Source organism: Runella rosea (genome assembly GCF_003325355.1).
Taxonomy (GTDB): domain Bacteria; phylum Bacteroidota; class Bacteroidia; order Cytophagales; family Spirosomataceae; genus Runella; species Runella rosea.
On the sequence record NZ_CP030850.1, the window covers coordinates 5,715,543 to 5,741,937 of the forward strand.

A 26,395-nucleotide genomic window follows, 5' to 3' on the forward strand; every position below is an offset into this window, starting at 1 on the left:
TAAATAGAGCAAATTGATATGCCTTTACTGAATACAAAATATTATATTCCCTTTTTTGTAGGTGTTTATATTGTATTCTTTCTGGCAATTTCAAAAAATTTGTTTACGCCGTATCTATGGTACGATGAAGCCGGACAGTTTTGGATTGCCAAAGGTTTGAACCATGACTCAGAACCTTTTACGGCCGAAAAAGGAGTTTTGGATGTTATTGAAAATAACAAATATTATAACTTAGATCCTGGAGGATTCGGGATCTTATTGCACTATTGGACATTTATATCAAATCATCATGTTTGGTTGAGAATGTTGCCTTTTCTCTTTTTTATAGGAGTAGTCGTATCATTTATTTATTTATCATTTTTATGGACAAAAAATAGTAAAGTGGCAATATTGATGGGCTTAGTTGCTATTTTATCCCCTAAGTTACTTTATATGGGGTTTGAATTGAGAGCATATAGCATGGAATGTTTGGGTACGGCGATGGGTATCATTGCTTTAGAAAAGCTAAATACTGGGATAACTTATCGAAAATTGTTAATGTGGAGTTGTGTGTTTGCATTTTTTATGACATCCAGATATTCCGAAATTTTGATTTTATATATTGTTTCGCTCTATATATTGTATCTCATAACTAAGTCTAAGTTAACATTAGCTCAAAAGGGATTATCAATACTACTGTATTCCCTTCCCCTTCTTTTAACACTGGCGTATGTTTATTTTTTTGCGTTGATATTCCAAAATAATGACCTGCTTGAGTTGTATTATCTTCCCTATCTCAGTAACGATATAAGCATTTTGATTGAGCCCCAAAATATTTTAGCACTTTTATTCATAATACTATTGATAGTATTATTTTATCAAAGGCATAAATACCCATTGCTTGAAAAGTATCAATCCCTTGTATTTGTAACAGTTTTTAGTAATGTTTTATTTATTATACTTTCTGTTTTAGGTAAACATCCTTGGTCACTGTCAAGTTTTAGGTGTATCTCTCTTATAATGTTATTTACGATTTGTTTTGTTGCATTCTGTGGAGAAATTATACTTAAAGTGTTTGAGAAATCGACCGATATTATCTACAGCCTATGTTATGTGATAGCTGTTTTTACTTTTTATGTAACCTCTGATAATTTATTCATAAGAAATCGGCTTGCTTATAATGCCTTTTACAGTAAATATATATATGATAATTTTACTATAGTAAACCTTGAAAAATACAGTAGAATATTTGTAGAATATGGAGAAGGGCCTTTTATCAGGTATTTATATGAATACGGAAAATTAAGTACTCGAAAAAAAGGGATATATCCCGATAAATTCACCTTCCAAAAAGGCCTAGGGCATACTATTAGTAAAAATAAACCGAAGTATAAAGATGTTACACTAAACACTCTTCTTGGTTTTGATTTGATAATCATGCCCTCGGAGTCAATACGAAGTAGATGCCCAGAATGCCGATATAAATTAGTAAATGGCACCAAAAATTTCTTTGAAAAGTATTGATTGCGGTTTCAAATGAAAATGTGCTCAAATGAGCAAAAAAACCTTTTGAGAATAATTTATTGGTAAAAACGACTATTGGCTGAATTGCTGGAAAATGAAACCCATTATTAAAGTAGAAAATCTCTCTAAGCAATATCGCCTAGGTACCATCGGGACGGGTACGCTCAGCAACGACCTGAAACGCTGGTGGCACAAAGTAAGAGGCAAAGAAGACCCCTTCTTGACCGTTGGCGAAAGCAATGACCGAGCTTCAAAAGGCAGCAGTGAGTACGTTTGGGCACTGAAAGATATTAACTTTGAAGTAATGCCAGGAGAAATTTTGGGCATTATCGGAAAAAACGGGGCTGGGAAATCAACACTTTTGAAAATACTCTCAAAAGTAACTGGTCCCACTACGGGGCGTATCTTGTACGATGGTCGTATAGGTAGTTTGTTAGAAGTAGGTACGGGTTTTCATCCCGAATTAACTGGACGCGAAAATATCTACCTCAACGGCGCTATTTTGGGTATGACGAGGCGTGAAATTCGGGCTAAACTTGACGAAATTATTGATTTCTCGGGCTGTGAGCGCTACATTGATACGCCCGTAAAACGCTATTCAAGCGGGATGACAGTGCGTTTGGGCTTTGCAGTAGCCGCCCACCTAGAGCCCGAAATCCTGATTGTTGATGAAGTACTAGCCGTAGGCGATGCCGAATTTCAGAAAAAAGCAATCGGTAAAATGCAGGATGTAAGCCGCAATGATGGACGGACGGTGCTGTTTGTGAGTCATAATATGGGAGCGGTGAAAAATTTGTGCACGAAGGGTCTCATGGTTACGGATGGATGTGTTGTTTTTCAGGGCAAAATAGAAGATACTATCGATACATACTTAAAAGAAGAGAAAGGTATAGTTACTCCTATTATTCATTCTGATAATAGAAGTGGAACTGGAAATGTTGTTTTTGCTGGTTTTAAGATTGAGGATAATGAAGGAAATGAGATAAAGTCAGTTATTACTGGTGAGGATATTACCCTTTTAATTACAATTTTAGTAAATAAACCCAGTTGCAAGAATATTGATATCGGCTTTTCTCTCCATGATAGTTATAACGATACATTATGTGTTTTGTATAGCGGTTACCAAAACATAGGATTTGATAATTTGCCAATAGGATTTACTACCGTGAAGTGCACAATAAAAAACTTTCATATTGCTCCTATGCGTGTAAAAGTTCATGGAAGGATTGTAGAAAACGGAATAGAATCAGACTGGCCAAAAGACCCACTGTATATCTTTGATGTAGAGATGGGTGACTTTTATAAAACAGGGAGAATAGGACGAATAAGTGATACAAAGCTTTTATTATCAGGAGAATGGAGAGTTGGAAAAGTCGGATAAAAAGGGGCATTGTAAGATGTCTGCCTTCTTCAATAAAAGATTTTATTGGGGAAGAATTAAAGATGTCAGATTCCTGTAAATATCAAAATAAGTCATATTCACAGGAAGGGGAAGACTTAGTGCTAAGCAGGTTTATTAAATATAAAACGAATGGATTTTACGTTGATATTGGGGCTCATCACCCTTTAAGATTCTCAAATACCTATCGTTTTTATTTAAACGGATGGAACGGTATTAATATTGATGCAATGCCTGGGAGTATGTCTGTATTTAACCAATTGAGACCAAGAGATATTAATATAGAAACACCACTTTACATTACACAAAAAAAGCTGCAATACTATATATTTAGCGATCCTGCTTTTAATACTCTTTCAGAAAAAGTTGCAAATGAGCATATTGATAAGCATGGAGCTATACTTATTCGACAGGAAACTTTACAGACAAAAAGACTTGATGAAATTTTGAGCGAATATCTGCCGCATAATAATACTATAGATTTTATGTCGATTGATATTGAAGGATTAGAATTGCCGGTTTTACAGTCTAACGATTGGTTAAGATATAAGCCAGAATACTTATTAGTTGAAACTTTTGTCAGTTCAATTCTTGAAATTGATAAGCTTGAAATTCATCAGTATTTATCAAATCTAGGTTACATATTTATAGCTAAGACATATAATACGCTATTTTATCAACGTCAATAAAGTTTTAGGAAGAATTGATTCTATCTGATGGAAGTGCATTTTTCTGCTCCAATATTATTTCTAATTTTCAATCGGCCAGAAGCCACCCAAAGAGTCTTTGAGGTTATTAAGAACCAAAAACCTTCCTGTTTTTTTATTGCTGCCGATGGCCCAAGAAAGGATAAGGAAGGAGAGGTCGAAAAATGCCAGATAACCCGAGAATTAGTACTTGAAGGAATTGACTGGGATTGCGATGTGAAAACTTACTTTAGAGATTCGAATGTAGGATGTGGCCGAAATGTATCAGAAGCCATTACTTGGTTTTTTGAACACGTACCCGAAGGGATTATTTTGGAGGATGATTGCTTGCCTAATGCTTCCTTTTTCCCCTTTTGTGCTGAATTACTTGAAAAGTATCGTGACAATAATGCTATATCAGCCATTTCGGGAAATAATTTTCAATTACAACAACCTATGGGCATTGAGAATGATTATTATTTCTCACTTTTTCCCTCAAGTTGGGGATGGGCTACTTGGGCAAGAAGTTGGAAAGACTACGAGTTATATATCAATAAGTGGGAGAAATTGGATAAGAAAGCTTTTCTTCAGAATTTGTTTGAAGAAAAGGAATACCAACTTTGGTGGAGAAATCAGTACGACTATTTTTTTAAAGAGAGACCCATTGATACATGGGATTTTCAATTCCATTTTCAAAGTATGATGAGAAGGCAATTGGCGGTGATTCCAAAAGTTAACTTAATCTCAAATATCGGACATGGGCCCGATGGGACTCATTTTAATAATCCCGACAGCTATTTTGCCAATATGCCTACTTATGAGTTAGACTTCCCTTTGACGCACCCCGAACAAATTGAAAGAAACTATGAAGCGGATGTGTTTATTCAAGATATGCTTTTTGGCAGGGCAGAAGTGGTTAGTAATTTTAAGAAAATCAAGCGATTAATCAAACGCCTCATTAAGTATTCGCCTCAATGACGCAGCTTTCGGTCATTACCATCAACTTGAATAACAGTGAAGGGCTACTAAAAACCATTGAAAGTGTTGTTAGCCAGACCTTTTCATCCTTTGAGTTTATTATCATAGATGGTGGGTCAACGGATAGCAGCCCCAGAGTGATTGAGGAATATTCAAAACACCTCACTTATTGGGTTTCTGAGCCTGATCAGGGTATATACCACGCCATGAACAAAGGCATCAAGGTCGCCAAGGGGAACTATTGCTTATTCCTAAACTCGGGTGATTGGTTGGTTAATCATACCGTGTTAGCCGATGTCTTTTCTGAAAATCCTACGGCTGATATTATCGCGGGTGATGTGTATTATTATGATAATCAACGAAATAGCATACAGTGGCACGTTGAATCGCCCGATGTATTGAGTGCCAAAATACTTTTTCAGGGCAGTTTGCCTCATCAGTCTACGTTTATTCGACGAGCTTTGTTTGAAAGCATAGGCTATTACAACGAGACCCTGCGTATCGCGTCTGATTGGCTCTTTTTTGTGGAGGCTTTGCTGGAAAAAAGTTGTAATTATACGCATTACCAAGGCGTAGTGTCCTATTTTAACATGGATGGGATAAGTTGCAACCCTGCGACGAATGGTTTGCCTAAACAAGAGCAGCTGATGGTTCTAAAGCAGAAGTATCCTTTATTTTTGGCTGATTATGACCGTTTGGCGCAGTTGGAAGAGCAGACAAATCAGTGGTCGGGAGGCCGTGAATATCTTGTTTTTACCTATTTTCAAAAGATAGGATTGATTCAGATAGGAGTATTTTGTTTGAGATTGTTCCGTTTTTTGAAACGTAAAATGGCCTTTAGCCGCTAATGATGAAAACATTTCTAAAAAAAATAGCCCAAAAATACGGGTATGATATTTTACACTTACCCACCGACCCGTTGGTAAGGCAGCGGCTAGATTTACTGAAACAGTACGATATAAACCTGATTTTTGATATTGGTGCCAATGTAGGTCAGTATGCCCAGAAGATGAGGGAAATGGGGTATCAGGGAGAAATCGTTTCCTTTGAACCTTTGCCTCGGGAGTTTGAGCAACTCAAAAAAAAAGCGGAAGGAGACTTTAGATGGAAAGCAGCGGAATTTGCGCTTGGTAATTTCAACGGGACGGCCGAAATCAATCTTGCTAAAAACTCATATAGCAGCTCAATTCTGGACATTCTGCCCGTGCACGTTGAAAGCGCCCCTGACTCTATTTATGTAGGGACACAAACGGTAACGGTTCGTCGGTTAGATGATGTGATTGAACAATATTATCTCCCAGGCCAAAATATCTTTGTTAAAATAGATACGCAAGGATTTGAAAGGCAAGTATTTGAGGGGAGTGTGGCTTCGCTCTCCAAAATTAACGGCTTCCAGATGGAATTGTCAATCGTGCCGCTGTACGAAGGCGAAACCCTGATGCAGGAGATGGTAGACTTACTGAGAAGTCATGGTTTTAAACTTAAACTCATAGAAGGTGGACACCGAAACTACGAGACGGGCGAGCTGCTTCAGGTAGAGTGTTTTTTCTTTTATGCTAAATAAGTTGAATATGGGTTCAATATTTAAGTGGTTGAAACAGATTAATATTCTTATGAATTTAATCAATGCTTTTAGATATAATTTAAAAAAAGAAATAAGTATAACCCAAGAAGAGCTATTGCTTACTAAGCAAAAATTAAAAATAACGCAACAGGAATTGTTATATTTTAAGATTTTGAACTATTATGAAACTAATTCCAACGATAAATATAAAAATGAATTGATTTTTTTGAAAGATATAGGTTGTATTTCTTTGTTTCCATATAGACAAATAAGAAAACTAGAAGATGTGATTGTAGGCTTTGATGATAATAAAAGAATGCCCTTTGTGATTCATAATGGGGATAGATTATATTTTCCAGAAAGTTGGAGTTTAAGTCAGGTAAAAGAAAACTATATTAGTCTAATAGAAGAACAAAGTATCTTAGGTGGAAATTTTCTTGAAAAATCTCCCCATCAATATCAAACTGAAAGCTTTTGTGTAAATAAAGGTGATATTGTTCTAGACATAGGTGCTGCGGAAGCATTATTTGCATTAGAGGTGATAAATTTAGCTGCAAAAGTATACATTTTTGAATCAGAAAAGATGTGGGCTAAACCGTTAGAAGCAACGTTTGAGCCATATAAAAATAAGGTAGTAATTATTAATAAGATGGTTTCAGGCGTAGATTCTGAAAATGAGATTACACTTGAAACAGCACTGGTAAACGAAAAAGCAAAGAGTTTATTTCTTAAATTAGATATAGAAGGAAGTGAAAGTTTGGTTTTAGAAGCAAACATGAATTTACTTAATAAGGATATAGACATTAAAGTGGCTTGCTGCACTTATCATAAAAATGAGGATGAGGAATATTTGAAGTTTTTTTTCGACCAAATTGGCTATAAGTCTGAATTTTCGGATGGGTTTATGATTTATGTACATGACGAGAATATAAGACCTCCTTACTTTAGAAAAGGGCTAATCAGGGCGCAAAATTAGCTTATGAGGATATTTAATTTTCAAAATAAATGAAAATAATTGATGTGTCGGTTGTGATGTGTACGTATAATGGAGCAAGCCATTTGAGAGAACAACTTGATTCAATTTTAACGCAGACTTATCCAATTAAAGAAGTTATTATTCAGGACGATAAATCAACGGATACTACATGGTATATTTTACAGGAGTATGCTAAAAAATATGCTTGCATTAGAGTATTTCAAAATGAAGTACAACTAGGTGTTAATCAGAACTTTATAAGCGCTTTCCATAAAGCACAGGGTGACTATATTGCAATTTCAGACCAAGATGATGTTTGGAAGCATGAAAAGATTGAAGTATATATTAATGAGCTTGAAAATGAACCATATTCTTTAGTCTACTCAAATTCTTTCATTACAGATAAGTACTTGAATGTAAAAAGTGTAATGGACTTCGGTAAACGCAATATCTATGACATGGTTTGGATGGGTACAATACCAGGACACTCAATTATGTTTAAGAGAGAAATTCTACTTCAGATAAAAAACCTAAATGAAATAGACTTTATCTACGATTGGTTGTTAAATATTACGTCTGTATCCGTTGGAAAAATAAAACAGGTAAAAGTTCCTTTAACTTATTGGAGGAGGCATGATCTGACGGTTACAAATTTAAATTATATCCCTCCTGTGACTGAGTATATGCCTCCAATAAGTGTGATTCTGTATGTGATGAAATTGATGATGGGGAAAAAAACTATTAAGAACTTTAAGTGGCAGTTTGAGAATGTATATCTTATTCTTAAGAATTTTAAAAGGTTGAAACGAATGCCATTACTTATTGATTTTTTATATTTTTATAAAAAAGAGAATATAATAGGAATGCTTATTTCTTCTATTATTTATATGATACTCAGAAATGATTTGCCCTTCAATGAAAGAATGAAATCAATATATACACCCATTTATAGGTATTATTACTATAAAACGGATGGCGATGGTTTAAGAGGGTAGTGAATGAGAGTGCTAATTAGTTGAATAGCTTTTTAAATGTCTCTAGTATCAATCATCACCATCAATCTCAACAACTGCAAAGGGCTAGAAAAAACCATCATGAGTGTAATTAGCCAGCGGTTTACCGATTATGAATTTATTGTGATTGATGGCGGGTCGAGTGACGGAAGCCTTGAATGCATAAGAGCGCACCAAAATTACATTCATTATTGGGTCTCTGAACCCGACAAGGGGATTTTCAACGCCATGAATAAGGGAATTGCCCAGGCCAAAGGGGACTATTGCCTGTTTTTAAACTCGGGAGATTGGCTGGTCGAAAATGTGTTGATGAACAGCTTTGGAGTTGATTTTGAGGAAGATATTATCTATGGAAATTCCTATCTGGCTCACGCTAACGGAGTCATTGAAGAATTAAAATATCCATCTCGGCTTTCTATGCGGTATTTTTTCAGTGCAACCATTGGCCACCAGTGTACCTTTATCAAAAGAGCACTTTTGAATGCTTACGGTGGGTATACCGAGAAATTTAAAATTCATGCTGATTACGAATTCTGGATTAAAGCGATTGTCATTGGCAATTGTACAGTGAAACATTGGCCTGTATTTGTATCTTATTATGACATGTCGGGAATTAGTTCTCGGCCCAATGAGTGGAGCCAAAAAGAGCATAAAACTATTTTGAATACGTATTTTTCAGCGAATATTTTGGCGGATTATGACTACTGGAAAAAACGGGAAAAGGAAATGGAGATTTTGATGTGGTATAAGCGCCAGCAGACGTTATACCCACTCCTTGTGCTGTTTTATAAGGTGCTAAAAAATATCAGGAAGTTGCTTAAAATGAGCTATTAAGCGATGTTTGAAGTTCCTATTTTATTGATTGTTTTCAACCGTCCTCAGGCGGCTCAAAAAGTCTTTAATGAGCTGAAGAAAATAAGGCCAAAATACTTGTTTGTGGCCGCCGACGGGCCAAGGTCCGACAAACCCGACGACGTTTTAAAGTGCGAGGCTACGCGAGAAATTTTCAAACAAATAGATTGGCGATGTGAATTGAAAACCTTATTTCGCGACAAAAACCGAGGCTGCGGACATGGGCCCGCCGAAGCAATTACTTGGTTTTTTGAGCAGGTAGAAGCAGGGATTATCTTGGAGGATGATTGTGTGCCTAGCGCGGGATTTTTCCCCTATTGTTCGACCTTGCTTAAACGCTATAAAGAGGATGAAACGATTTACATGATTTCGGGAACGAATGCCCTGAAATCGTGGCGACGGAGGAGAAGCTCCTATTTTTATTCGTTTATGGGGCATAGTTTAGGTTGGGCTACTTGGCGTCGTGCGTGGCAAAAATTTGACTATAGCATGGAAGCTTGGAAGACTCCAGAGGGGAAAAAAGCGATTCGAAAGGTCTTGAACAACCAGCAGTATTTTCGGCATTTTAAATTAGAATTTGACAAAATTTATCTGGAAGAACCCAATGACGTTTGGGATTTTCAATGGCTTTTTGCCCGTTGGGTCAATGCTGGTAAAACCATTGTTCCTTCGGTCAATCTTATTTCTAATATTGGGTTCAATGCGGATGCCACTCATTCATTCAATGAGAACGATTTATTGGCTAACCTTCCTTTGAAGTCAATTGTATTTCCATTGAAACACCCCAGCAATAAATTAGATACCTTTTTTGATTGGTACGTTTTTGAACGATTTATTAATACTAAAAAACGGAGTTTTGTTAAAAAACTGTTGCTCAAATCGGTCAAATTACTGCTAAAATACCGATTTATATAAACTGTGAGGATGACTCAGCGCAAACAAAGTATTTTAAATCTATCGGCAGTAGATTATGCAGGAGCGGGTAAATTTGCCGTTGATTTTAATGATCTACTGGTTAACTCTGAGTACAATTCGTACTTGGTCGTAAAAGATGTCAAAACGGAAAACCCAGCTGTACTGTGCTATCCAGATCATAAACTTACGGCCCCTTTTGCCAAACTTTTCAGGAAAATAGCAAAAGTAAAATGGAGCCGAGTAAGTTTTGATTACGATTATTATTTCTATAATTTATATGAACAGTATTCTGTCGTATCTGCAAAAAAAATCCTTGAATTAGTCCCTGTCAAACCTGATGTTATTTTTATTCATTGGGTGACTGATTTTCTGAATGCCAAAATTATTCATGAGTTATACAAACTGACAGGTGCGAAAATATATTGGCTAATGATAGACAATGCTCCCATCACGGGAGGGTGTCATTATCCTTGGACATGTAGGAGGTACCAGACTGATTGTGGCAATTGCCCCGCTATTACATCGCCTGAGGTTAAGTGGTTGGCGCAAAAGAATTTAGCGTTGAAATTAACGTATCTACCCGAAAGTATGGGCTTGTTGGTGTTCTCCGAAAGCGATCATAAGAGAGCGCGCCAATCTGCGGTCTTTAGACACAAATCTATTTATAAACTACTAGGTTTGGTAGATGAAAATAAGTTTGTCCTTGGTGACCAAGAAGCGGCTAAATCGCATTTTGGATTGGCTACTAATCATAAGGTAATTTTCTTCGGGGCGGCTTCATTGAAAGAAAGAAGAAAAGGAATGCACTTGCTTATAGAGGCCATTAAGATCCTAGAAGCCGAAAATGTTACCTATTTGATTGCAGGAAATGCTGCTTTACCATTTGAAAATCGCAGTATCAAAACCATTGGATATTTGGACGAAGGGCAACTAATAAAAGCCTACCAAGCCGCCGATATTTTTGTCTGCCCTTCTATTGAAGACTCTGGCCCAATGATGATTAACCAATCTATTATGTGCGGAACACCCGTCGTGGCGTTCAATACAGGAGTCGCGCAAGATTTGGTGCATACTGGCAATACTGGGTACCGGGCAGATTTGGGTGATTATAAAGACTTAGCAAAAGGCATAGCACAACTTCTCCAACTGGACAAAACGGCCCGTAGGGTGATGGGAGAGAATTGTCGAAATTTAGCAGTTTCACTTTACGGGAAGCAACCGTTCCATGCTCATATTGCCAAGCTAGTAAATGCGTGACATGATAAAATTAGACCAGCAATTAGGCCGTATTGAAGAACTGGAATGGGATAGCCTTTTCTTTGGCCGGAGGATTGGCAAGATTATATTAAACACAAATCAAGACTTAGAAGAACTTGACGAAACGCTTAATCGCGCTCAACTTCAAGACTACCAGTTGATTTATGTTTTTTCTTCACCAAGCATTGTTCTGCCTGCCTTGTTGCTTAGAAAGTTTGATAGCCAACTTGTTGATACAAAAGTTGTATATACGCAAAGACTCTCTGATGTATCATCCAGTGAAAGTTTCGACACTATTTACCCATTTAATTCAGCCGATGACCTTTCTGAATTATACAATTTGGCCTTTGAAAGCGGTCAATATTCAAGGTACAGAGTGGACCCATTTTTCACTGAACAAGATTTTCAAGGCCTTTACCGAGAGTGGATTGATAAATCAGTTCAGGGTATTATTGCTGATGAAGTCTTTCTGTATAAACTTGAGGGTAAGATTTTGGGCATGGTGACGCTAAAAATTGTTGGGAATAGGGGTGTGATTGGCCTGATGGCCGTAGGGGCTGCGTATAGAGGTCAGGCCATAGGGAAAAAACTGCTCAATTATATTAAGAAGTTTTTAGCAAGTAAAGAAATAAGGCAACTAGACGTAGCTACTCAATTGGAGAATCGAGCCGCTTGCCTGTTTTATGAAAAAAACGGCTTTAGTATTGCTAGCGGAACAGATATTTATCACGTTTGGTTATGAGTGCTATTGAAATACCCTTTAATAAGCCTTACCTCACTGGTAAAGAGACCGCCTATATTGTCGAGGCAGTTCAATCGGGAAAAATTTCGGGTAATGGGTTATTTACCCAAAAATGCCATCGTTTTTTTGAAGAAAAATACGGCTTCAAAAAAGTTTTATTGACCACATCTTGCACCGATGCCCTCGAAATGGCGGCCATACTGGCTAATATCCAGCCTGGTGATGAAGTCATTGTTCCTTCTTATACGTTTGTCTCGTCGGCCTTGGCATTTGTCAGACAGGGGGCAAAGATTATTTTCGCCGATAGCTATTCTGATAATCCCAATATTGATGCCACACAAATAGAATCTCTCATTACGCCCAAAACCAAAGCAATTGTCCCCGTACATTATGCAGGAGTTGCCTGTGACATGGACATCATTATGGAATTGGCAACTCGTTATAATTTGTTGGTAATTGAAGATGCTGCCCAAGCCATAGACGCCTATTATAAAGGCCAGCCTTTAGGGACTATTGGGCACTTAGCTGCTTTTTCATTTCACGAAACCAAGAATATCATTGCAGGGGAAGGAGGAATGTTGGCCATAAATGATGAGCGATTTTTGAAGCGTGCCGAAACGATTTGGGAAAAAGGTACCAACCGTGCGGAATTCTTTAGGGGTGAAATCAATAAATATGGATGGGTAGACATAGGCTCCTCATTTTTGCCTTCCGAGATAATTTCGGCGTTCCTCTACGCTCAGTTAGAAAATATGGAGGATATTCAGCAAAAAAGAACGTCTCTTTGGAATTATTACCATGAAAAATTGAGTCCTTTGGCTGCTCAAGGTTTTATTCAGCTTCCAGCAGTCCCTAATTATTCGACCAACAACGCGCATTTATTTTACTTGATTTGTCATTCTATCAACGACAGAGAATCCCTCATAAAGCAACTGAAAGAGAACGGAATTTTGGCAGTATTTCACTATTTAAGCTTGCACAGCAGCCCATTTTACACCGCACAACACGATGGTAGGTTGCTTAGTAATTCTGATTGTTTTAGTGATTGTTTGGTGCGACTTCCTTTATTCTATGAGCTGACTTTCGGTGATATAGACAAAATAACTACGCTCATTGAGCAAATATATCCTGAGTACAATCATGCCCAAGCTTTCCATTATTACCATTAATTACAACAACGTTGAGGGGCTGAAAAAAACCATCGAAAGCGTAGTGAATCAAACCTCTCAAGACTTTGAATATTTGGTCATTGATGGCGGCTCAACCGATGAAAGTGTAGAAATAATCAAGAGATATGCTGATAAAATCAACTATTGGATAAGTGAAGCCGATAATGGTATTTATCAGGCCATGAACAAGGGAATTGTGAAAGCAACAGGTGACTATTGCCAATTTTTGAACTCGGGCGATTATCTGATGGCGCCAGATGTGACCGCGAAGATGCTCGACAACATGCCCGACTGCAGTATTTTGTACGGCAATAAAATTCGAGAAATCAATGGTAAGATGCAGGTAGAACGCAGTTTTGCGGGCCGACAAGTGACCCTGTTTGATATGTATGTCTCTACGTTTTTTCACGCGCCTGCTTACATCAAAAAGACATTGTTTGATACCTACGGGTTGTACGATGAATCGCTCAAAATCGTGTCAGACTGGAAATTTTACCTCATTACCATCGGATTAAATAACGAAAAAGTGGTGTACAGAGACATTGATTTAGTGTGGTTTGACCCCAATGGAATCAGTAGTACCAATAAAGCATTGGATAAACAGGAACGAAAAGTGGTCTTGGAACAGGTACTGCCGCCCAATATTCGGTTGGACTATGAAGAGTTTGCGCGTGACGGTCAAATCATGCGCAGGCTAAAAAAAAGTAAATGGGCTTGGTTTATGATCCTTAATCTCTACCGACTTTTTTTTAGAGTAGATAAGTATTTGTAAAATAATTGATTATGAAGCAATTTCTTTCTGGAATCCTTGATAAGTTAGGGTTTATGGTCGTTACCAAACGAAAAATAAAGACTTATCAGTTGGCAAAACTAGAACAAGAGTACCCTATGTTGGAAGACAAAGGGATATTTATAAAAGCGCGGGCCAACGGAGGGTTAAAGGAAAAACTGGTGGAACAAGGCAAAACACGCTGGCTAGAAATCGGTTGCGGAGGTACGTTTGATGACTATTTTGTGTATATCGATTTGTTTCCCGAAACATTGGTCAATCAAAAAGGGAAATATTACCGGCTAGATATGGTCAATGCTACCGATGAGAGCCTTCAAAAACTCGGTAAATTTGACTTGATACGGATGCAGCACGTGTTTGAACATTTTACGCCTGAGGCAGGTAGAACGGTGCTGGAGAATTGCGCTAAACTCCTCAACAAAGACGGGTACATCCTCATCTCTACGCCCGATTTGAGAAAGTACATCGGATTTTATTTGTCAGGTCAAATCAGAAACAATTTTGATTGGGCTTTAAACAGAATCCCGAAAGATAGCCCTAACAGTTTCTATTTTTCCGTTTTTTCGCATAGCCTGCCGTTTGAAAAACACGAGTGGTGTTATGATGCCGAAGGGTTACTTTATCAGCTAGAGACGGTTGGGAAATTCAAAAACGCCCGAGAAATTACGCTCGAGGACGAAATGGCTAATATTCCTTTTACCCACAACCGGCCCAACGAAGATGTTTGTGTGCTGGCTCAATTGAAGTAGGTTACCCATGAAAGTGTATCTTGACCCTTGGACAGATGTAGATTATACGGCATATTATATTCAAGGTTTGTATGAAATTTATGGCATAAAAAACGTTCAGTTTTCTAGTCGTTATTTTAATGGAAATAAACCTAATCGGGCATTAAAGTTTGTGGTAGAAAGCGGAGTGAGAATAAGCAGATACGTGATTGATTGGAGTGACGCAACCACCGTGGAGCGGGAAGATTATGAATGGTGCGATTTTTACGGCAAAATCAATTATAATGAAAAGGCAACTCCCGAAGAATTAAGGGCCAAAATCAAAAAATTAGCCCCAGGTTTCGGTATCAAAATATGGAGTTTATACAATAGCGTGTTTCTTGCAGGTTCAAATTGTCTTAAATCAACCCCTCCCTTGAAGCAGACCAAGCGGTTTTTGTCAAAGTATATAAAGCAAAATAGGCATCTACCGATAGAAAGTTATTGTCCTGGACAATCAAAGGGCGATTATGTGTTCTCCGTGAGTGCCTTGTGGAACAGTGATGAATGGATTCGCAACGATGAAACTGTCAATTTATATCGTGCTCGCTTTTTCGAGGTCTGTAAATCAATTGAAAGCCTGCATTTTGAAGGCGGGTTTGTATATAGCCAAATCAAAAATAGGAATCCTCGTTTTCAACACTTAATGTTGGATACGGATTGGATTTTGAAAGAAGAATACATCGCTAAAATCAAGGACTCAACCCTCGTCTTTAATACGCCCGCTTGGGCTATGTGCCACGGATGGAAGTTGGGGGAGTATTTGGCCTTAGGCAAAGCCATTATTTCAACACCCTTAATGAATGACTTGCCCGCTCCACTTGAACATGGGAAACACATTCATTTCGTATCTGGCGAAGAAGATGAGATAAAAAAAGCCGTTGAACTTTTGCTTAATGATAAAGAATACAGACAGCATTTAGAAAAAGGTGCGTATGAGTACTATACAAAGTATGCCTCGCCTATTCAATCGATAAAACTTTTAGCTGAGTAATTAAATTCGACTTTGAAGCTATTTTTTGGTGTATCAACTAAGTTCTCTAAAATTTTAAAGAATAATAAATAGGGGAATAAAAAATATTATGGTACTTGAAAATTTAGAATTTAAGATATTGAAAAAATTAAGATTACTAAATTTATTCAATGTATCCAAAAAAATATCATACGCACGCCATAAAATTAATATTCCTGTTGTAGGAGGACTTGGATACCCAAATCTGTACTTAAAACCCAATTGGCTTTATATACTTGTTGATGAGTTGTTCGTTTCAGATGGGCAAACGTTTATTGATGTAGGGGCAAATATTGGTCAAACCCTAATCTCAGTCAAGACCGCGGGGAAACAAATAAATTATATAGGCTTTGAGCCCGCTGTATCGTGCTGTTATTACTTGAAAGAATTAATAAAGGTTAATAATTTTCAGAACTGCCACATTTACAATTTCGCACTTTCTAATAAACTAGGGCAGATATTCTTGGAAAGGAATAATGATGCGGATCCTACAGCGTCGATTGTAGAAGAACTTCGACCTCAATTTTTCAGACTGAGAGATCCAATTATAGCTATTAATTTGGATGTTTTAGAACTAGACGCCTCCATAAATTGCGTAAAAATTGATATTGAAGGGGCTGAATTAGAAGCGTTGAGGGGTATGGAAAACCTGATTCGTAAGAATCGCCCCTATATTATCTGCGAAGTGTTGGATAGTTTTAGTGATGAAGTCTTTGAGTTTACCCAAAAGAGGGCCTCTGAGGTATGTTCTTTTCTTAAAGCACTCGATTATTCAATCATCCAACTGGTACAGGATGAGACAACAGAAAGGATTATTTCATTTCATAAAATTGATACCATTACTTTAATCCAATGGAATAAAAAAAGCCTACAACTCAATGATTATATCTTTTTCCCATCGATTAAAATAGAAATGATGACTGATATTTTAACTAAATTGAGTAAATAACTTGCTTGTTTTTTTTGAAACGATAATTTAATAATCAATTCAAACAATGAATATAGTTAACTTCAGCAAAGAAGAATTTCAAAACCAACAAATTGAAGCAGCTCATTTGGAGGAGATATTGAAAGATTTTCGCCGGGATGGCTATGTGATACTGCAAGATGTTTTTTCGAAAGAGTATATCAATGCGCTCTGTGCTGATTTCATGGGTACTTATGGGCATAACTTCTTGGAAGAAAATGACAGAAATGTTGTAAAAGTTGGCAATAAAAGAATTCAGGTGTCGGTCGAAGTAAAAGATGCATTCAACTCACCTAGCCTCTACGCCAATCCCTTTGTTCTCGCTTTTTTAAGAAGCATATTTAACAACTATTTTATCATCAGTGATTTAACCTGTGTGACTTCCTTACCGGGGGCGCAAAAAATGAGAATCCACCGGGATGGGACTATTTTTGATGGATTGGCTTTGGCACCTTTATTGCCAGCCCATGCCGTCGGCGTACTTATTCCTTTGATTCCTTTCAATAAGCTGAACGGTCCCACCCGATATTGGCCCGGCAGTCATCGAATCAGCCAATTACTCGCAGATTTTGAAGAAAATTTGAATTTCATTGAGCCTGAAATAGATACAGGCTCCTGTATTTTGATGGATCATCGACTGGTACACAGTGGGAATCCGAATCGGTCAGAACAAATCAGGCCTTTATTGTATTGCAATTATAGCTTGCCTTGGTATTTTGACTATATCAATTTTAAGTATGAGGCACATTTAATAGTTGACGATAAAAACTTTGAAAAGATACCTGCTGATTATAAGCTCTTTTTTCAACGCAGAAACATGAAACTTTTATAAATGGTTGTTATTCCTAAGAGATATACGCTTATATTTAGGTTCTTAAATTTAGTATGATGCCTTTTCGTTTTCCCATAAAAGATGTTGAAATACAGATAATCAGTACAAAAAAGATTATTGATAACCTGTGCTATAGTAATCATTATGTGTCAATTAATCAGCATGAGTTTTTGTTAGATTTGGCAGGGGTTGGGTACTTTTATGTGAGTAATGGCAATCGAATTGAAATAATGCCCTACGCTGAGGCTACTCAAAATGTTTTGGAATTATACCTCAATGGCTCAGTGTACGGCGCAGTCTTGCATCAGCGCAAAATTCTCCCTCTTCATGGCAGTTGTTTTAGTTTTCAGGATTTGGGTGTCATGATTTGTGGAGAATCGGGGGTGGGGAAATCGTCACTTACCGCTTCATTTTGCCTGAATGGGGCAGATTTTTTAACCGACGATGTGACACCAGTGGTTTTTAAAGCCGGTAAACCACATATTTGGGCTATTTCAGATCGGATTAAGCTGTGGAGCGATAGCCTGCAACAGCTGAACCAAGAAGAGAAAGAATTGATCCGAATCGTGCCTGAATGGGGGAAGTTTTATTTTCCGATGGAATCAGAGAATGGGGAGCTTTTTACTTTAGATCATCTGTTCATTCTTGAAATCCATGATAAGCCCAGTGTGAGTCATTATAACTTGGAGGGAGTTGAAAAGTTCGCGGCTTTACGCAATGAAATATACCGTTGGGAATACCTGAAAGGTATGCCCGAAAGTGAGGCCAGTTATTTGAACCAACTTATTACCATGAGCCAAACTGTCCGGGTGACTAAAGTAGCTCGACCCGCCAATATCGCCATTGGACAGCTGAGAATTGAGTTGGAGAAACTGATATTTGATACGGGAGCCCAAAAAAAGCTTTTGACAGAAGTGTCTATAAATTGTTGATTATGAGGTGTTTGGGTAAATTCGTTGCATTGCCATTGTACGAAAAAATGCTTTTTATGGAAGCGTTGCTGTTTTCGTACGCTGCTAAAGTTCTGCTACTGGTTTTGCCGTTTAAATATTGTCAGAAGTTTGTTTCCAATGATAAATGTAAACGTACCGAGCTGGACGTCAGAGTACTGAAGCAGATAAAAAAAGCCGTATATCGTACCAATTGGCTGGCATTTTGGGATAATAAGTGTTTGGTAATGAGCCTTGCATCGCGCTGGATGCTCCAACGCCGCCGTATCCCCTCTCATATTTCGCTTGGAGTAGCTTTTGATGAAAACAAAAATCTGATTGCCCATGCCTGGATCAGCGCCAATGAATTTGATGTGATAGAAAAGGGCGGGGATTACCATGAATTGTATCAATTTTAAATAATTTTTTTATTTTTAACACATAAACACAAAAACAATGGAAACACAAAACAACGACAGAAAAATTTGGGCAAAACCCGTAGTTTTGGCCTTAAACATTAACAAAGACACGTATACGTCTGATGCTAATAAAGACAAAGAAACAGGAAAGGGAGATGCAGCAAATCTAGTAAAAAACATCCCATCTTAGACTATGTTGTATGGTGAGTTTTCCATTGATGTTTTAAGTAATAACAGCGGGACACTCAATCGTCTCAGGAATGTCATCAAATGGGAAGGATGCGAGCATCATCAAGTGGTATATAAGGGATTTTCGGGTGGATTTTTTCTCGATACCCGACTCCCTTTTACCATTGATGATTGTCTTTATATTGATACTGAGAATGATTTACTGATTTTTATTTTGGGGTGTATCTATAACCGGGCTGAAATAAGTCAGGTAATAAGTGCTCCAATCATGCACCTTACTGAGCCCGCATTGATAGCCCACCTCTATGCGTGTCAAGGCATGGATTTTGTAAATGAACTCAATGGTGACTTTGCCATTGTTGTTTATGATGCCCGTAAAAATACGCTTTTCCTTTGCCGTGACCATGTAGGCATTGCGCCCCTTGTGTACACTCTGGATGGGCAATCCTTGTATTTTTCTACCGACATCATTGGCTTATGCCGTGCTTTTTATAAGGGAGAAAGGATCAATATGGATCCCATCATCTCAGACTATAAGCCCGTTGATATGACCTTGACCCCTAATGAACGGGTATTAAAATTGAAACCAGGTCATTTTCTTGAATTTAATGCAGAGGGAAATATCATTAAAAAATATTGGGAGCCTGAACGAGTCAAAACGGATAATACGCTGACCCAAGAGCAGGTGTTTGCAGAACTTAAATCCCTGCTTGAAGATTCCGTACGCATCCGTTCAGATCAGAGGTTTAACGCAGGGGCCCACGTAAGTGGTGGCTTTGACTCTAGTATTGTTGCTGCTCTTGCCCGTAAAGAGTATAAAAAACAAGCAGTCTTTTATGGTTATTCATGGTCGCCTGATAATTCTCTTCCCGAAAAACTCGAATTGGATGAAAGGGATTTGGTAAAACAGACCTGCAATATGGCTGGTATCAAACCCTCATTTATCCACTCTGAAGCGAATGATTTTGTGGAATTAATGAAAAATTCCATCAACAGTTTCATGTATTTTTATGAGGAAAAAGTACTGAAAATAGCCCAAGAACACAATACTAACTTGATGTTTAGTGGCTGGGGAGGCGACGAATTCATCAGTTTCGGGAGTATGGGGGTCGATTCTGATTTAGTATTTAATTTCCACTGGAAAACTTTTTTAAAGAAAAATCCCCTCCGCAATCCCAAAAAAATACTTACTTATCTTTTATATAGAGTTGCTCTTCCGGCTGTTAACTACATTCCTCCTTCAGTAAAGAAGGGTTATGAGAGCTCTTTGCGTTTTTTTAAAAAAGGCCATAGAGCATTTCATCAAAAAACCTATAATACTTATAATTGTTATCGTTCCCGACGCGGTTATCAATTGGGATTGTTGTATAATTATCACCTTTCCGAACGCACCGAGTGCTGGGCTATTACGGGACGTAAGAATGGTGTAGAGTACCGATACCCCCTGTTGGACAAGCGAATTATTGAATATATCCTGAAAGTACCGTCTAGAGTATTGGTAAAAGATAGTAAGTACACCCGAATTATACTTCGTGAAATAAGTGAAGGCTTGTTGCCTGAATCAGTCAGATGGAGGTTGGGTAAAAGAGATCCCGCTTTTTTTGCCATAGAAAAGCAAAGGACCATACAGAAGGCATTGTTGTTTATAGACGAAATAGACGCCTTTAAAGCCAATCCTGATTTGTATTTTATTGATTTTGAATTGTTTGAACAGGAAATTAAGAAATTTAAAGAAGATAGAGACTATCCACAGGCCAAAAAATTGTGTGCAGATATATTGGCTTTTAAGATGTTTCATGAATTTACGAAAAGCTACCAAGCGGCGATAGATATATAAGTTTTACTTTGTAATTAATGAAAACGGATGGAAGAGTTAGTCGTTGAAAGTCCTTTCACAGAGCAAGAAATATGTGTTAAATGCGGTCTTTGCTGTGATGGAACCCTTTTTAGTCATGCGGTTCTTCAAAAAGGAGAACGGGGAAATTTACCCGAAAAAATTGAACAGCAATACGGGAAGGAAGGCGAGTCTGAGTTTTTTACACTCCCCTGTGCCTATTTTGAAGGGAAGTGTACCATCTATAACCAAAAAAAAGCGGTGGTTTGCTCCGCGTTTCGCTGCCAATTGTTGAAGACTTTTGCCAATGGTGACGTGTCGCAGAAGGATGCGATAAAGATTGTAACAGATGCTTTAAAATTCAAGGCGGAAATTTATCAGTTTTACAAACAGACGTTTGGCGTAGAGTTTAAGTTGAGTTTTAGGGAATTATTGGCAGAGTTAAATAAAATGTCGCCCGACACAGACCCACCTAATGTGCCTGTAGAGTTGCTGAGAATGAAATGCAATATTTACCAGACACTATTAATCAAAAATTTTAAGTCAATCAAAACTTTCGAGTCTATGATTGAAAGTACAGTAGAATAACCAATAAATATATTTAGGTATGGCAAAATTTATACGAAAAAATGAAACAATCTCGGGTCAATTGAATGATGACTTGGTGATGGTTGATATTGAAAAAGGAAGTTATTTTTCGCTTAATTCGGTAGCGACCCGGATTTGGGAGTTGCTCGAAAACCCGTTAAGCCCCGAAAGCCTTTATGATGCCCTTTTGGCTGAATACGACGTCACTCCAGAACAATGCCGTACCGAAGTGAATGAGTATCTTGAAAAAATGAAAGAACTGGGGTTGATTCAAGTAGTTGTCTGATTTTCACGCCAAGTAAGTGTTTTCGGTTGTTATTCCGCTTTACAACAAAGCCAACTACGTTGAAAAATCGGTAGGGTCGGTACTTGGACAAACCTTCCGAGATTTTGAAGTGATTGTGGTGGATGATGGATCAACAGATGAGGGTTTTAACCGACTTAAGTCTTTGCAGGACGATAGACTGCGCCTCATTCAGCAGAAAAATGCTGGGGTTTCCGTGGCCAGAAATAACGGCGTTAAATCGGCTCAATTCGATTACGTTGCTTTTTTGGATGCGGATGATTGGTGGGATGAGCGCTTTCTGGAACAAATGGCAAAGCTAATCACGGATTATCCCCAAGCTGCACTCTACGCGACCAACTACTACAGCGTAAAGAATGGGTTAAATCGCCCAGCGGTTATCGGCGTTGCTGACGGTTTCCAACGCGGTTACATTGATTATTTTGACGTATATGCCAAAACGTTTTGGGCGCCTGTCAACTGCTCGTATGCGGTGATAAAAAAAACGGTTTTTTGGGGAGAAAAAGGCTTCCAACCTTCTCTAAAAATGGGGGAGGATTTGGATTTGTGGTTGCGGGTGGCGCTAAAGCACCAAGTGGGCTATCTGAATCAATTTTTGGCGTATTCAAACCAAGATGCTGAAACTTCCCAACGGGCATTGGGGGCAGAAAAACGTTGGAAGAAAGAAGAGCACGTGATTTTTAATCTGGCCTACCTGCATGAATATGAAAACCAATTGCCTAAGCTGAAGTATTTGCTCGATGGCCTGCGGCTGAGGTCTTTGATTCCTTTTTATTTGCAAAACGCATATTCTGAAGAAATTAGAGAAATCGTGAAAACAATTGACTTTTCTCGCCATCCGTTTTTGTATCGCTTTGTCTATACTTGGCCCAAAGCGGTGGTTTTGGGTTATTTTTTAGGTAAAAAATACGGGTCTTTTGTCAAACAATCTATGATTCGTATGGCCCATAAAGCACGGAATTAATCAACTATGATTCCAAAAATAATTCATTATTGCTGGTTTGGGCGCGGTAAAATGCCAGAAATGGCCATTCGTTGCATCGAATCATGGAAAATATACTTGCCTGACTACGAATTAAAACTCTGGAACGAAGATACATTTGATATAAACAGCGTAGTCTATGTAAAAGAAGCCTACGAAGCTCGTAAATTTGCTTTTGTAACGGATTATGTCAGACTTCACGCCCTTTATCATTTCGGAGGAATTTACATGGATACCGATGTGGAAGTCCTTAAAAGTTTGGATGATTTGTTGGCTTATCCAGCCTTTTCTGGATTTGAAAGTGAAATAGAAATCCCCACTGGAATCATGGCCAGCGCACACAACGGTGCATGGGCCTGCGAAATGCTAGCCTATTATGAGGGAAGGCATTTTCAAAAAAAAGACGGGACGTTGGACATGACCACCAACGTTGAAATTATTTCGGGAATCATGTCGGCCAATGGGTTTGTCTTGAAAAATGGTTATCAGGTTTATAAAGAATGTATGCATATCTTTCCGAAAGACTATTTTTGTCCTAAATCTCGGAGTGGTTTGATTACCATTACAAAAAACACCTATTGTATTCACCATTTTGAAGGTTCTTGGCAGCCCATGAAGTACAAAATGAAAAAATATTTCTTTCAAAAGATTGTAGGCCCCATAATAACGGATAAACTCATACGAATGAAACATTTTCTGATAGGGGCGCGGCAAAATAAATCCTTATAATCTACTTGAAGCTATGCTGAATTATTTACCGAAATACTACATGAGTCAGGCTATAGGCTTGTTTATTATTATTTTTGCCGCTATTTCTGTACTTTTTATCTCCAACATTTTGCCTTTATTATGGGTATTCCCAGTCCTTTTTGAAGTCATTGCTTTTTTTTATTTCTCGGCGGTTTATACCCGTAAGTGGGCTAATGTCTCCAGTGTATTGTACCAAAAGATGCTGTTTTTGATGGCATTTGCCATTCGGGTCGCGTTTGTGTTTATCAGTTATTTCTTTTTTGACTACATGACGGGCCAACCCTTCGAATTTGAGGCAGGCGATTCCGTTGGTTACCATGGCGAAGGAATGTGGGTGGCGGGGCTGTTGAAAGATGGTAAATTTGATGTATATTTTGAGTATATCGGCAAAAACTACTCAGATATGGGCTATCCGCTGTATTTGGGGGTTTTGTATTCGATTGTAGGAGATGAGGTCTTGATTCCACGTATTATCAAAGCACTGTTGGGTGCTTTTACGTGCGTGTTGGTTTACCGAATCGCAAGCCGAAATTTTGGAGAAGGGGCAGGACGGATTGCGGGTATTCTTGCCATGTTGGTTCCCAATCTGATTTATTATTGTGGACTGCACTTGAAAGAAACCGAGATGGTCTTTTTGGTGGTAATTTTTATCAATTTGGCCGATACGATTTTACGGGCTCAACGATTCAATTTTAAAAATGTGTTGCTGCTTTGCTTGGTTGGGGCGTCATTGTTTTTCTTTCGTACGGTGTTGGCGGTTTGCTTGTGGGCGTCATTGTTTGTCGCGGCTTTTTTTATTTCTAGCCGAATTTCGGGAACTGGAAAAAAAGTAGGAATTGTGGTATTGGTACTGGTGGCTGGCGGCTTGATTTTTTTCAGTAGTCTGGGGGATAATGTGCAAGAATACATAGGTGGAGGTGATAAGAATTTGACGAAACAAATGTACAATTATGCCAATCGGGCTGGTGGAAAAAGCAATAAATTGGCCCAATACGGCTCTAAGAGCGTTTTTCTTCCACTTATGCTTTTGGCTCCCTTTCCAACCTTGGTCGATACGCAGCAACCCAACGCCATGATGATGGCAGGTGCGTTTTTTACCCGAAATGTGTACGCTTTTTTTGTGTTTGTGACCTTATTTGTGATGTATAAGCGAAAGTTGTGGCGGAATCATGCACTGCTGCTTTCTATTGTGTTTTCGTATTTGTTTGTGTTGGCGTCGAGCGGTTTTGCACTGTCGGAACGGTTTCACTTACCAGTAGTGCCTTTTTTGTTGATTTTGGCGTCGTTTGGTATAACCCAAATGAATAGCTCAAACAAAAAGTATTACTTTCCTTATTTACTGTTTATTGCAGTGTTGGTCATTGGTTGGAATTGGTTTAAGTTGGCAGGAAGGGCCTAAGGGGCATTATGAAAGTGTTGATTGTGTGCAGTGGCAACGCGCCAAATTTTGATTTTCAAAAACACCAAGCCTTTATTTATGACCAAGTGGAAGCCGCCAAAAGAGCCGATCCATCGATTGCATTTGATTATTTTTTTATTACTGGCAAAGGGCTTAAAGGCTATTTAGGAAGTCTTAAAGAGCTGAAAAAAAAACTTAAAGCCGAGCGCTATCATTGCATTCACGCCCACGTTGCGGCGTCGGCATTGTTGGCTAATTTACAAAGACAGGTTCCCGTAGTAGCTACTTTTCATGGGTCAGATATTAACGATATTCGGCTGAGATTCCTCTCTTTGTGGGTGGAGTTATTGAGCAAACAAACAATTTATGTGAGCGAACAATTGCTCAAAAAAGCTTTTTTTTACTTTAAACACAAAGCGCAGGTGATTCCCTGCGGGGTGGATTTTGGCTTTTTTTTCCCAAGGTCAAAAGAGGCTTCTAAAGCGCAAATGGGGCTTTTGCCCGAAAAAAAATACATTTTATTTTCGTCTTCTTTCGCCAATACCGTCAAGAATTATCCTTTGGCCGCCGAAGCGTTGAGCCGTATAAATAACCCAAACTTGCAGTTATTGGAGCTGAAAGGTTATCGTCGAGACGAGGTTGCGGTATTGTTGACGGCAGTAGATGCCGCCCTGATGACTTCACACACCGAGGGGTCGCCGCAATTTATAAAAGAAGCGATTGCCTGTGGGTGCCCCGTGGTATCTACCGATGTGGGAGATGTGAAATCCGTGATTGAAAATATCGAAGGGTGTTTCATCACGTCGCGGCAGCCCGAAGACGTAGCCTCAAAAATCTTCCAAGCCCTCAATTTTTCTGCACCAATTAACGGTAGTGAACGAATTCAAAGGTTTGATAACGAGTTGATAGCAAAAAGATTGATTTCTCTTTACAAAAGTATATCCTAACCAATGCAGCCCGAAATAGTAGTCATCGATTATGGAATGGGAAACTTACGCTCGGTACTCAAAAAAGTGGAACGTTTGCATAAAAGCGTTCTGGTCTCAGCGGATTTAAAAATCATTGAAAATGCCGAAAAACTTATTCTCCCAGGCGTTGGGCATTTTGCCAATGGGGTCAAGAAGTTGAAAGAATCGGGTATTTGGGAGGTGTTGAATCAAAAGGTACTGGAGGCGCAAACGCCCATTTTGGGAATATGTTTGGGCATGCAGCTCATGGCAAAATTTAGTGAAGAAGGAAACGCGGAGGGACTGGGATGGTTGGATGCCGAAGTGGTTCGTTTTAAGGTCAATGATAGGCGCACTTACAAAGTACCCCACATGGGTTGGAATACGGTGGAAGTGCAAAAGGAATCGCCCCTTTTTGCTGGAGCGAATCAAGAAGCGATGTATTATTTTGTTCATTCCTACTATATGAAATGCCACGATGCAAAAGATACACTAGGAAGTACTGATTATGAGTTGTATTTTACGTCAGCTATCCAAAAAAACAACATTTACGGGACGCAGTTTCACCCCGAAAAAAGCCATGAGTGGGGCGACCGACTCATTCAAAACTTTATCGCTTTACCCGCCTAACC

General features: G+C 38.4%; 29 protein-coding genes. All 29 read left to right on the forward strand.

The window, feature by feature from the left end; all coding sequences use genetic code 11:
- Positions 1-18: 18 nt before the first annotated feature.
- On the forward strand, positions 19-1,503 hold the full coding sequence (locus tag DR864_RS23560; RefSeq protein ID WP_114069261.1) for a glycosyltransferase family protein: 1,485 nt from the start codon (positions 19-21) through the stop codon (positions 1,501-1,503).
- Between the two features lie 94 nt (positions 1,504-1,597).
- A complete protein-coding gene (locus tag DR864_RS23565) occupies positions 1,598-2,884 on the forward strand; it encodes an ABC transporter ATP-binding protein (protein WP_114069262.1) in 1,287 nt (428 codons plus the stop codon).
- On the forward strand, positions 2,860-3,591 hold the full coding sequence (locus tag DR864_RS23570; protein ID WP_114069263.1) for an FkbM family methyltransferase: 732 nt from the start codon (positions 2,860-2,862) through the stop codon (positions 3,589-3,591). The genes DR864_RS23565 and DR864_RS23570 overlap by 25 nt, the downstream gene beginning before the upstream one ends.
- A gap of 27 nt (positions 3,592-3,618) precedes the next feature.
- Positions 3,619-4,566 carry a hypothetical protein gene (locus tag DR864_RS23575; RefSeq protein WP_114069264.1) on the forward strand — a complete coding sequence of 316 codons (948 nt, stop codon included), beginning with the start codon at positions 3,619-3,621 and terminating at the stop codon, positions 4,564-4,566.
- Positions 4,563-5,414 (forward strand): glycosyltransferase family 2 protein, encoded by an 852-nt coding sequence (locus DR864_RS23580; protein ID WP_114069265.1) that lies wholly within the window; start codon positions 4,563-4,565, stop codon positions 5,412-5,414. The genes DR864_RS23575 and DR864_RS23580 overlap by 4 nt, the downstream gene beginning before the upstream one ends.
- Positions 5,414-6,130 carry an FkbM family methyltransferase gene (locus tag DR864_RS23585; RefSeq protein WP_114069266.1) on the forward strand — a complete coding sequence of 239 codons (717 nt, stop codon included), beginning with the start codon at positions 5,414-5,416 and terminating at the stop codon, positions 6,128-6,130. Before DR864_RS23580 ends, DR864_RS23585 begins: the two co-directional genes overlap by 1 nt.
- Positions 6,131-6,179: 49 nt before the next feature.
- A complete protein-coding gene (locus tag DR864_RS23590; protein ID WP_162794071.1) occupies positions 6,180-7,106 on the forward strand; it encodes a class I SAM-dependent methyltransferase in 927 nt (308 codons plus the stop codon).
- Between the two features lie 29 nt (positions 7,107-7,135).
- Entirely contained in the window at positions 7,136-8,101 is a 966-nt protein-coding gene (locus DR864_RS23595; RefSeq protein WP_114069268.1) for a glycosyltransferase, read from the forward strand.
- A gap of 36 nt (positions 8,102-8,137) precedes the next feature.
- A complete protein-coding gene (locus DR864_RS23600; protein ID WP_114069269.1) occupies positions 8,138-8,953 on the forward strand; it encodes a glycosyltransferase family 2 protein in 816 nt (271 codons plus the stop codon).
- Positions 8,954-8,956: 3 nt separating this feature from the next.
- Positions 8,957-9,886 carry a nucleotide-diphospho-sugar transferase gene (locus DR864_RS23605; protein ID WP_114069270.1) on the forward strand — a complete coding sequence of 310 codons (930 nt, stop codon included), beginning with the start codon at positions 8,957-8,959 and terminating at the stop codon, positions 9,884-9,886.
- A gap of 9 nt (positions 9,887-9,895) precedes the next feature.
- Complete coding sequence (locus DR864_RS23610; RefSeq protein WP_114069271.1) at positions 9,896-11,143, forward strand: glycosyltransferase; 1,248 nt, start codon at positions 9,896-9,898, stop codon at positions 11,141-11,143.
- Position 11,144: 1 nt separating this feature from the next.
- Positions 11,145-11,885, forward strand: coding sequence for a GNAT family N-acetyltransferase (locus DR864_RS23615; protein WP_162794073.1), 741 nt, complete (start codon positions 11,145-11,147; stop codon positions 11,883-11,885).
- Positions 11,882-13,054, forward strand: a complete 1,173-nt coding sequence (gene rffA / locus DR864_RS23620) for a dTDP-4-amino-4,6-dideoxygalactose transaminase (protein WP_114069273.1) — start codon at positions 11,882-11,884, stop codon at positions 13,052-13,054. The genes DR864_RS23615 and rffA overlap by 4 nt, the downstream gene beginning before the upstream one ends.
- The gene (locus tag DR864_RS23625; protein ID WP_114069274.1) at positions 13,026-13,826 is read left to right on the forward strand and encodes a glycosyltransferase family 2 protein; all 801 of its coding nucleotides are present in this window, start codon (positions 13,026-13,028) and stop codon (positions 13,824-13,826) included. Before rffA ends, DR864_RS23625 begins: the two co-directional genes overlap by 29 nt.
- A gap of 11 nt (positions 13,827-13,837) precedes the next feature.
- Positions 13,838-14,593: a methyltransferase domain-containing protein gene (locus DR864_RS23630; protein WP_114069275.1), complete on the forward strand. Its 756-nt coding sequence runs from the start codon at positions 13,838-13,840 to the stop codon at positions 14,591-14,593.
- Positions 14,594-14,600: 7 nt separating this feature from the next.
- Complete coding sequence (locus DR864_RS23635) at positions 14,601-15,605, forward strand: glycosyltransferase (RefSeq protein ID WP_114069276.1); 1,005 nt, start codon at positions 14,601-14,603, stop codon at positions 15,603-15,605.
- 88 nt (positions 15,606-15,693) lie between these two features.
- Positions 15,694-16,572: an FkbM family methyltransferase gene (locus DR864_RS23640; RefSeq protein ID WP_114069277.1), complete on the forward strand. Its 879-nt coding sequence runs from the start codon at positions 15,694-15,696 to the stop codon at positions 16,570-16,572.
- A gap of 46 nt (positions 16,573-16,618) precedes the next feature.
- A complete protein-coding gene (locus DR864_RS23645) occupies positions 16,619-17,422 on the forward strand; it encodes a phytanoyl-CoA dioxygenase family protein (RefSeq protein ID WP_114069278.1) in 804 nt (267 codons plus the stop codon).
- Positions 17,423-17,652: 230 nt separating this feature from the next.
- Complete coding sequence (locus tag DR864_RS23650) at positions 17,653-18,354, forward strand: hypothetical protein (protein WP_162794074.1); 702 nt, start codon at positions 17,653-17,655, stop codon at positions 18,352-18,354.
- 47 nt (positions 18,355-18,401) lie between these two features.
- Positions 18,402-18,770, forward strand: a complete 369-nt coding sequence (locus DR864_RS23655) for a lasso peptide biosynthesis B2 protein (protein ID WP_162794076.1) — start codon at positions 18,402-18,404, stop codon at positions 18,768-18,770.
- A gap of 37 nt (positions 18,771-18,807) precedes the next feature.
- Positions 18,808-18,960, forward strand: a complete 153-nt coding sequence (locus DR864_RS29925) for a hypothetical protein (protein ID WP_162794078.1) — start codon at positions 18,808-18,810, stop codon at positions 18,958-18,960.
- A 3-nt stretch (positions 18,961-18,963) separates the two neighbouring features.
- Positions 18,964-20,796, forward strand: coding sequence for an asparagine synthetase B family protein (locus tag DR864_RS23660; protein WP_114069281.1), 1,833 nt, complete (start codon positions 18,964-18,966; stop codon positions 20,794-20,796).
- Between the two features lie 27 nt (positions 20,797-20,823).
- Positions 20,824-21,381, forward strand: coding sequence for a hypothetical protein (locus DR864_RS23665; protein WP_114069282.1), 558 nt, complete (start codon positions 20,824-20,826; stop codon positions 21,379-21,381).
- A 19-nt stretch (positions 21,382-21,400) separates the two neighbouring features.
- The gene (locus DR864_RS23670) at positions 21,401-21,667 is read left to right on the forward strand and encodes a PqqD family protein (protein ID WP_114069283.1); all 267 of its coding nucleotides are present in this window, start codon (positions 21,401-21,403) and stop codon (positions 21,665-21,667) included.
- Positions 21,668-21,683: 16 nt separating this feature from the next.
- A complete protein-coding gene (locus DR864_RS23675) occupies positions 21,684-22,649 on the forward strand; it encodes a glycosyltransferase family 2 protein (protein WP_114069284.1) in 966 nt (321 codons plus the stop codon).
- 6 nt (positions 22,650-22,655) lie between these two features.
- Entirely contained in the window at positions 22,656-23,396 is a 741-nt protein-coding gene (locus tag DR864_RS23680; RefSeq protein ID WP_114069285.1) for a glycosyltransferase family 32 protein, read from the forward strand.
- A gap of 40 nt (positions 23,397-23,436) precedes the next feature.
- Entirely contained in the window at positions 23,437-24,816 is a 1,380-nt protein-coding gene (locus DR864_RS23685; protein WP_162794080.1) for a glycosyltransferase family 39 protein, read from the forward strand.
- An 8-nt stretch (positions 24,817-24,824) separates the two neighbouring features.
- Positions 24,825-25,763 carry a glycosyltransferase family 4 protein gene (locus tag DR864_RS23690; RefSeq protein ID WP_114069287.1) on the forward strand — a complete coding sequence of 313 codons (939 nt, stop codon included), beginning with the start codon at positions 24,825-24,827 and terminating at the stop codon, positions 25,761-25,763.
- Positions 25,764-25,766: 3 nt separating this feature from the next.
- Positions 25,767-26,393: an imidazole glycerol phosphate synthase subunit HisH gene (gene hisH, locus DR864_RS23695; RefSeq protein WP_114069288.1), complete on the forward strand. Its 627-nt coding sequence runs from the start codon at positions 25,767-25,769 to the stop codon at positions 26,391-26,393.
- Positions 26,394-26,395 lie beyond the last annotated feature (2 nt).